This window comes from Komagataeibacter europaeus (assembly GCF_002173515.1).
GTDB classification, from domain to species: Bacteria; Pseudomonadota; Alphaproteobacteria; order Acetobacterales; family Acetobacteraceae; genus Komagataeibacter; species Komagataeibacter europaeus.
The window spans coordinates 2,363,747-2,372,500 of the sequence record NZ_CP021467.1 but is presented as its reverse complement, the minus strand read 5'-3'; the positions used below and the strand labels follow the sequence as shown (position 1 = coordinate 2,372,500).

Here is an 8,754-nt window from a genome sequence, read left to right as displayed (position 1 = left end):
AGCGAAATTCCTTGTCGGGTAAGTTCCGACCTGCACGAATGGCGTAACGACTTCCCCGCTGTCTCCAGCATCGGCTCAGCGAAATTGAATTCCCCGTGAAGATGCGGGGTACCCGCGGTCAGACGGAAAGACCCTATGAACCTTTACTGCAGCTTTGCAGTGGCATCAGAGACATTCTGTGTAGGATAGGTGGGAGGCTTTGAAACCGGGGCGCCAGTTCCGGTGGAGCCATCCTTGAAATACCACCCTGACTGTTTCTGATGTCTAACCGAGGCCTGTTAGCCAGGTCCGGGACCCTGCATGGTGGGCAGTTTGACTGGGGCGGTCGCCTCCCAAAGTGTAACGGAGGCGCGCGATGGTGGGCTCAGGTCGGTCGGAAACCGACTGTCGAGTGCAATGGCATAAGCCCGCCTGACTGTGAGAGTGACAGCTCGATCAGAGACGAAAGTCGGCCATAGTGATCCGGTGGTCCCGCGTGGAAGGGCCATCGCTCAACGGATAAAAGGTACTCTAGGGATAACAGGCTGATCTCCCCCAAGAGTCCACATCGACGGGGAGGTTTGGCACCTCGATGTCGGCTCATCACATCCTGGGGCTGGAGCAGGTCCCAAGGGTTCGGCTGTTCGCCGATTAAAGTGGTACGTGAGCTGGGTTTAGAACGTCGTGAGACAGTTCGGTCCCTATCTGCCGTGGGTGTTGGAGACTTGAGAGGATTTGTCCCTAGTACGAGAGGACCGGGATGAACATACCTCTGGTGCACCGGTTGTCGCGCCAGCGGCACAGCCGGGTAGCTAAGTGTGGACGGGATAACCGCTGAAAGCATCTAAGCGGGAAACCCACCTCAAAACAAGGTCTCCCCGAGGGCCGTGATAGACCATCACGTCAATAGGCCAGGTGTGGAAGCGCAGCAATGCGTGCAGCTAACTGGTCCTAATCGCCCAACAGGCTCATTCCATCGCCACATGACGTGGCAACATACATGCACAGCAGTCATCCACTCTTCAACACACCATAACAGCACCAACCCATCACATCCTCTCAGCCCCTCCCAAAGGGATGACTGGATGACCTGGTGGCCATGGCGGGGAATGATCCACCCGATCCCATCCCGAACTCGGCCGTGAAACACCCCAGCGCCCATGATACTGTGCCTCAAGGCACGGGAAAGTCGGTCGCCGCCAGGTCTTCCAGTCACCCCTCACCACCGCGGGGTGGAGCAGCCCGGTAGCTCGTCAGGCTCATAACCTGAAGGCCGCAGGTTCAAATCCTGCCCCCGCAACCATGAATCAAGTCCGCAATCGGACATGAAAACCCGCCTTAATCAGGCGGGTTTTTTGCGTTCGGAAGCTGGTGCAGGAAACAGTGACTTTCATGTGAGACATGCGTGCTGTCGAGTCTGTCACCACGACCAAACAGTTTCTGCCGTAATGTTCCCTTTTGATAGGCCGTCTTGTACCGTCCGCGTTTCTGTAGTTCGGGGATGATGAGATCCACAATATCCTCAAACGTTTCCGGTGCTACGGCATAGGCCAGGTTGAATCCGTCAATTCCGGTTTCTTCCATCCACGCTTCCATCTGGTCAGCTACTTCGGTGGGGCTGCCGACAATTGTGATCCCCATTCCCCCGATTGCCGCATGGCGGGCCAGTTCGCCCACTGTCCAGATCTTGTCCGGATTGAGAATGGTCAGGGAATCAATGGCGGAATTGATGGCATCATTGCGCACATGCCGTACCGGTTCATCATGGTGGTATTGCGCAAAATCAATGCCGGTCCATCCCGATAATAGCGTCAATGCCCCTTCCAGACTTATGTACTGTCTATAGTCTTCGTATTTTGCCAATGCTTCTTCGCGTGTTGGTGCAGTCACGATTGTCAGCAAGGAAAAAATCAGTGGTTCATCGCTGCGACGTCCCTGCATCATGGCCTGTTCACGTATGCTGGCAACCGTTTTATGGATGATTTCCTTTGATGGCCCGGCAATAAAAACGCATTCGGCATGCATGCCCGCAAACTGCTGTCCCCGGCGGGATGCGCCGGCCTGAAACAGAACCGGCGTGCGCTGGGGGGAGGGTTCGGACAGGTGAATGGCATCCACCGTGAAGTATTTCCCATCATGACGAATACGATGGACTTTCGATGGATCGGTAAATACCCCGCTGATGCGGTCACGCCGCACGGCATCATCGGCCCAGCTGCCTTCCCATAGTCCATAGACGATCTGCATGTATTCATCCGCCATTTCATAGCGTACGTCATGGGACGACTGCTGTGCCCTGCCCGTGCTTTTTGCTGCGCTGTTCAGGTAGCCCGTGACGATATTCCACCCGATGCGTCCCTGTGTCAGATGATCCAGCGTGGACATGCGCCGCGCAAAGGGAAACGGATGTTCGTAGGACAGGGTTGCTGTCAGGCCAAAGCCCAGATTACGCGTTACTGACGCCATGGCCGAAATCAGCATGGCGGGATCATTGACCGGAACCTGTGCGGCATTGCGCAATGCCGCATCGGGTGATGCGCCATATACATCATAAATACCCAGTACATCTGCCAGGAACAGGGCATCGAACAGACCGCGTTCCAGTGTGCAAGCCAGATCTGTCCAGTATTGCAGGGTATGGTACTGGTCCGATCGGTCACGTGGGTGCCGCCACAGGCCACTGGCCTGATGGGACACGCAGTTCATGTCAAATGCATTGAGGCGAATTTCTTTCATTTCAGCATATCCGTTCAGAACTGTACCGTATTCAGTCAAACCCGATCGATGCGCCGACGAACACGCCAAAACCATCACCCGGCTGCATGACCGACAGTTGCTTGCCCGCAGCCTGGTAACCGGGCACGACAATGGCCGCGTAATGTGTATTGGCAAGGTTGTTGAAGCTTATGAAAACTTCACGATGCTTGTGCGGCCAGGAATAACCGATATTGGCGTTATAGATGTGGTAGGAGGGTGCGAAATACGTCATGTCATAGGACGCGCCCACCCTGGACGAAACCTGCGCATTGAAACTGGCGTAAAACCCGTTGCGCATATCCAGATGGATTTCACCCTGATAGAAATGTTCAGGGATTCCGGGCAGATGGTTATTGCCAAAAACGGCATCATGCTTGTAGCGAAAGTCCTGATATGTATAGGCCTGCCGCAGCGACAGCGTATTACCTGCCCATTTCAGCAGTTCGGTTTCCAGTGAAATCTCGACACCCTGATGCATGGTGGGCGAGGCATTACCGTAAATCGATGTGCCTGCGGCAAGGGATGCTGGTGTTGTCACCGTCAGCAATTCATTATGGACCGAGGAATGATAGTAACTCAGGCTCCATTTATTATGGAAATAATGGCCCGTCGTCCCGATTTCAAACGTGGTCGCGGTCTGGTTACGCAGGCGACCGGATGTGGAATTCTCCCCCGCCGCAGCCTGTAACGGATAACTGGCCGCGTTATAGTAATTGCCGGCATAATTGTAGTTCCAGTCATTGGGCGGCTGCAGGCTGCGGCTGACATTGCCGTATATCTCCACATGCTTGTCCGGAATATAACGGAACCCACCACGCGGAATGAAATTGACCGAAGCTGTGTGCAGGTCACTGCGGTTGGGATAGGTGACATCCGACGTGCGTTTGATGAAGGCCACCGCACCTGCCGCTGTCAGCCACAGGTTATGCGCGACCTCGGTATTGTTGCGCAGATGGAAATAGTTTTCCGTGCCGCCATATTTTACATTACGCAGCAACGTACCGTCCGGCACACCACCGAATACACTGCTGACGCGAATGCGGTTGCGCTGCCATGCCTCGATATCGGTATAGCTCAGGATACCGAACTGCGTGTCGCTCCTGTGGCCTGCCAGTACGTCATGCCGGTCGTAATTCAGTACGCCGGCAATCGTCTTGTATCCCCATATCTGGGACGATGCGGTATTCTGGATATCAATCGGCGCATCCTGATAATTGCCACCGACTTCGATCTTTGACCTGTCATCAATGCGTATGGTGGTCATGGATCCGTAATATTTCGTACCGGGCTGGATGCGGTGTGCCCCCCATGCATAATACGGTGACTGTGCCTGTCTGGGATTTGACAGGATCTGGTCGCGCGTCAGGTAGCCGGGATAGCCGTTATCGGTCTGCCGGTAGCGGAAAAATGCCCGTGTTGATACACGGTCATTGAAACGGTAGCCAAAATTGGCATTCAGTCCGAAACTGGTTGCCTTTGTATTGTCCTGATAGCCACCGCGATATGAATTGGTGGCGCTGATATAATAATCAAACTTGCCAAACACGCCGCCGGAACTGAGTTGTTCCTTGACGTAGCCGAAGCTGCCCGCTTCGACACGGGCCTGATAACGCTGTGCATCATATCCGGTCATGGACACGTAATTCAGCGCGCCGCCAAGCTGCATGCCGCCATAGTCGAAAGCATTCGCTCCGCGCAGTACCTCGGTATAACGCAGGCCCAGCGGTTCAAACAGTTCATAGGGCGTGCCAGCGGGTGTGGTGACTGGCAGCCCGTCAAACATCATAAGCAGGCCGGAGCGGAAGTAATTGGTGCCGGTGGCAATGCCCGACCCACGAATTGACAGGCGTATGCCATCGCCTCCGCCCGAGGACTGCGCGAATACGCCCGGCTGGAATGACAGGGCATCCGCATTGGTGAAGTTACGGCCCTTCAGTACTTTCTGCGCGTCGATCACGCTGGTTGCGCCGGGAATGGATGCCAGGCGTGACTCCGCCCGCGATGCGGGCGACAGGCGATGGCGCGAGACGGAAATGACTTCCGGCCGTGCAGGCGAAGGGGCTGCCCGATCGGGCGCAGCGGGTGTCACGCTCTGCCGCGTGGGCCGGACATGCTGCGTTTCATGACTGTGTGGTGCGGGTGACGAAGCCACGGTGTCCGCCGCGAACGCGCCAGGCGCAAAACCCAGCAGCGAGGAGCCGATCACCACTGTCGTCCGATGCGACAGGAAACGGGATCGGGAAAGATATCTGTCAGATGGGGGGCGTGCGGATATCCGTGTCATTGGGAATGATTCCATGGATGCATGCATGCGCATGATTATTTTGTGAATGTTTTTTCTTCATTTCATCAGTTCTTATCTTGTACACATTTTACTGTTTCCTGAAAGAAAACTCCCCAAGGTTCGTTTCGAAATATTGTCCATGAAACATTCCGCAAATTGTAAAGGAGTTTTTTGGTGAAGCTTTTTTCAAAAAGCTTCAGGAGGCGTCGCCTTTTTAAATAAAGGCAGCACCCGGAAAATTTTATTTTTATTTGGGAGTGACGCGGCTGTACTGCCGGTTAAACCAGACAAGGGCCGGGCGGACATCATCATTGCCCACGGTGACATCAACCACATGCGCGATGACGACCGTATGCGTCCCTACATCACGGATTTCACGGATACGGCAGTCAAAACTGACTAGCGCATCATCCAGAACCGGCGCACCGGTCAGGCCCGCATGCCATTTTCCTGCCGCGAAACGCTCCGCCATGGACCGCGACCGGCTGCTAAAGGTATTGGACAGTTCGTGCTGCGCCTCATGCAGGACATTGATGGCCAGCACACCATGTTTCAGAATATAGGGATGCGCGCTTGTAGTGCGGTTGATGCACACCAGCAGCGTCGGCGGCGTATCCGACACGCTGCATACCGCCGATGCCGTAAACCCGTGTGGTCCATGGGGGCCGTCCGTCGTCACGACCGTAACCGCACCCGGCAACGCCGCCATGCCGTTGCGAAACGTATCGACACTGACTGCCGCTTCATCAGATGCGTTATAGCCAAACGGTGCAATGACATTGTTCATGGTCAATCAATTCCTGATATCAGTGGAAAACAGCAGGTCGGTCGCATCGGGAACCGTGTCCCGCCGCACGGGCGGGGCCTGCTGGCGCAATGCGGGGTCCATGTCGGGGTCGTAGCCGAATACATCCCAGCGCGAGAAAAAAGCGATCACCACACCCGCCAGCGGCGCCACCAGCACCACCCAGAACAGCGCGGGACCAAGATGTGCATTCATCCATGGGAAGGACAGCAGGATAAGCGTGCCGCCAATGCCGGATACCAGCCGTGCGATACCTATGCCCAGTCCGCGCAGTTCGGTGGGGTAGCTCAGGGTGGGATAGACCATAAGCTGGCACCCCGGCCCGAACCCCTGCGCGAACAGGAAGGCGGCAAAACCGGCCAGGGCTACGATGATACCCGTCGTCCCATGCGGCACACCGGTCAGGGCCAGCGCCCCGACCCCCGCCACCTGCATGAGATACCCCGCCAGGATAACGGGCCGGGAGCGTACACTGCGCGCCAGGCGCACGCCCAGCAGCCCACCGGGAAAGGCCACGGCCAGGTTGAGGATGATGGAAATTACCACGACCTGCACCGGGCTGGCATGCATGATGGATACCAGCAGCGTGGGCAGGCCAAATATGATGATGTTGTAGGACATGCTGCTGATCAGCGTCATGCTGACCACCATCAGCCCGCGCTGCAGCAGCGGCCGCCGTAGCAGCCGCCATGGATCGACCTGCATGGCCACCGGCACCTGTCCCGGCGCGGCGCGGACGACCGGGTCAATTCCGTACGACCGGCGCAGGATGTCAGCCGCCTGCTGCAGGTCACCCCGGCGGGCGATCCATACGGGGGATTCACTCATGTACCGCCCGCGCACCAGAATGATGACCAGTGCGGGGACCGCGCCAAACGCCAGCGATGCCCGCCACAGCCAGTCTGGATGGCCTGCTGGCAGCACGTAAGACAGGGCAAACACGATCACGAAGCAGGCGGATGACGCCGCATACCATGTCGGGCACCATGCCGCCGCGTGGGCCGCCTTGCTGCCCCGTCCCTCCAGCCGCGAGAATTCCGACAGGAACGCCATCGCCACCGGCAGGTCCATGCCTACCCCGAACCCCATGGCGAAACGCGCCGCGATCAGGATACCGGCCGTAGGTGCAAGCCCCGCCACCAGGGCCGCGATGACAAAACACACCATATCGGCCATGAACACGGCGTACCGCCCGATGCGGTCCGTCAGCCATCCGCCCGCAATACTGCCCACGATGGTCCCGGCATTCAGCGCGGCGGCCACCAGCCCCGTCTGGAACGCGGACAGGCCAAAATGCGCCTGTACATCCGAAATGCCCCATGACAGGGTGGTCAGGTCATAGGCATCAAGAAACACGCCCCCCAGTGCCAGGGCTACAACCATGCGTGCATGGCTGCCTGCCCGCGGGCCCGCATTTACAAGGGCGGATATGTCATCCGCATCGCGCACGACGGGACGGTCATGGTGGGTCTGCGCCAATGTGGTCATGTCGTCGCCCGTTCTTCTTTAGGGTAATGGACAATGGGAAGCGACGCTGACAGCGCGCTTATGATGACAGCCAGCTTTTCGGCATGACGCGTGACTTCGGGCAGGCCCATCAGTTCCCCGAAACGCCCGCGCGCCAGTGGTCCCGCGACAAACAGGGTTCCTGCATGCCTGCTGCCAACGCAGGCACGCCCCAGCGCGTCAACATGCAGGCCAAGCCCGGTTGCATCCATTTCCACCAGACCGGCAGCGGCCAGTTCGCGCAGGTACGGCACGGTATGGATGATTGCGCCATGCGCCGGTCCCGTCGTGGTGATGATGGCGTCATACGTTTCGTCCCGCACGGTGTCGCCATGGCGAAGGGTCGTGACAAAACGTTCCCGCGCCACCTGTACGGCTGCCAGCCGTCCGGCCACGATATCCAGCGTGCCGGCACGCTCGCGCGCATGCAGCACGTCCTCCACCTGTGGCGCGATACGGAAACGATGCGTATCCCAGAACGGTCGCAGGTGCCGGATCAGCCGCCTACGTTCGGGCAATGGCAGGGCGGCCCATATATCGGGCGCCTGTTCGCGCAGCCGGTCAAACACGGCCTGCCATGGCTGGTCGGGACGGGCCGCCAGCGCATGACGCACGCGGCGTAGCAGATGGCCCACCGTGCGCGATGGCGGGGCGACGAATTGCCCCACCGGGTCAACGACATGTGCCGCATGTCCATGCGAACGCTGCCCGCGCCGGGAAATGGCGGTAATCTTGCCATCATGCCCGCGTGCCGTCAGTGTGACGATGGCATCCGCCATGCTCAGCCCCGTACCAACGATCAGGACACGGTCAGACGGCGCAATGTCCTCCAGCGCACCGGCCTGCCATGGATTGGTGACCAGAACGGGGTGATGCCCGGCAGGCAGGTGCAGGTCGCGCAGCAGTTCCGGTGGCCGTGGCGCGGGATGGCTGGTGGCGATGACCACAATATCAGCCCCCATGACGTGACCTGTGGCATCCGTAATGATCCAGTTGCCATCAGGTGACGTCTGCACGCCGGTTACCCTGTGCCGCAGGTGCGTCACCGCGCCCGAATGTAGCGCCGGGGCCAGGCGGTCGGCTACATAGCGGCCAAATACGGCGCGGGCGGGAAAGGCGCTGCCATCCGGCCTGAAGGCGGCCGGATCATTGGCCAGCGCATCCGTCTGCCGGATCCAGCTGACAAAGTCATCGGGCTGGCTGGTATCGATGCTCATGCGCGATGCAGGCACATTCACCCGGTGCTGCGGATCAGTCGCGCCATAGGCCAGCCCCGCGCCAAGGAAGGGGCGCGGTTCGAACACGGTAATGCGTCCGGGCGTGCTGGTGTCGCGCGCAAGGTGCCACGCCAGCGCCGCACCGCTGAACCCGCCGCCGATAATGGCGATATGGGGAATATGGGGGGAAACGGGCATGGCACGGT

At 58.6% G+C, this 8,754-nt stretch carries 5 protein-coding genes, 1 tRNA gene and 2 rRNA genes (1 of these 8 running past the window's edge); 3 read left to right on the top strand and 5 right to left on the bottom strand.

Going from position 1 to position 8,754, the window contains the following annotated elements:
* The 3 genes from S101446_RS10935 to S101446_RS10925 form a co-directional block, all read left to right on the top strand.
* Positions 1-954 (top strand): 23S ribosomal RNA (locus tag S101446_RS10935); it begins 1,785 nt to the left of the window's first position.
* A 114-nt stretch (positions 955-1,068) separates the two neighbouring features.
* Positions 1,069-1,184, top strand: a 5S ribosomal RNA gene (rrf, locus tag S101446_RS10930).
* A gap of 21 nt (positions 1,185-1,205) precedes the next feature.
* Positions 1,206-1,282 (top strand) — tRNA-Met (locus S101446_RS10925).
* A gap of 35 nt (positions 1,283-1,317) precedes the next feature.
* On the opposite strand, the gene S101446_RS10920 is transcribed toward S101446_RS10925, so the two are convergent.
* The 5 genes from S101446_RS10920 to S101446_RS10900 all read right to left on the bottom strand — a co-directional run bounded on the left by S101446_RS10920 (position 1,318) and on the right by S101446_RS10900 (position 8,746).
* Positions 1,318-2,715 (bottom strand): LLM class flavin-dependent oxidoreductase, encoded by a 1,398-nt coding sequence (locus tag S101446_RS10920; protein WP_087608361.1) that lies wholly within the window; start codon positions 2,713-2,715, stop codon positions 1,318-1,320.
* A 31-nt stretch (positions 2,716-2,746) separates the two neighbouring features.
* Positions 2,747-4,945: a TonB-dependent receptor family protein gene (locus S101446_RS10915; protein WP_087608360.1), complete on the bottom strand. Its 2,199-nt coding sequence runs from the start codon at positions 4,943-4,945 to the stop codon at positions 2,747-2,749.
* A 322-nt stretch (positions 4,946-5,267) separates the two neighbouring features.
* A complete protein-coding gene (locus S101446_RS10910; RefSeq protein WP_010510366.1) occupies positions 5,268-5,807 on the bottom strand; it encodes a flavin reductase in 540 nt (179 codons plus the stop codon).
* Positions 5,808-5,813: 6 nt separating this feature from the next.
* Positions 5,814-7,313, bottom strand: coding sequence for an MFS transporter (locus S101446_RS10905; protein WP_244184201.1), 1,500 nt, complete (start codon positions 7,311-7,313; stop codon positions 5,814-5,816).
* A complete protein-coding gene (locus tag S101446_RS10900) occupies positions 7,310-8,746 on the bottom strand; it encodes an FAD/NAD(P)-binding protein (RefSeq protein ID WP_087608358.1) in 1,437 nt (478 codons plus the stop codon). Before S101446_RS10900 ends, S101446_RS10905 begins: the two co-directional genes overlap by 4 nt.
* Between the last annotated feature and the right edge of the window lie 8 nt (positions 8,747-8,754).

What these genes read in the sequence shown, in the direction of transcription:
- S101446_RS10905 (WP_244184201.1), bottom strand. Translation starts at nt 7,313, where the DNA reads ATGACCACATTGGCGCAGACCCACCATGACCGTCCCGTCGTGCGCGAT.
- S101446_RS10910 (WP_010510366.1), bottom strand. Translation starts at nt 5,807, where the DNA reads ATGAACAATGTCATTGCACCGTTTGGCTATAACGCATCTGATGAAGCG.
- S101446_RS10920 (WP_087608361.1), bottom strand. Translation starts at nt 2,715, where the DNA reads ATGAAAGAAATTCGCCTCAATGCATTTGACATGAACTGCGTGTCCCAT.
- S101446_RS10900 (WP_087608358.1), bottom strand. Translation starts at nt 8,746, where the DNA reads ATGCCCGTTTCCCCCCATATTCCCCATATCGCCATTATCGGCGGCGGG.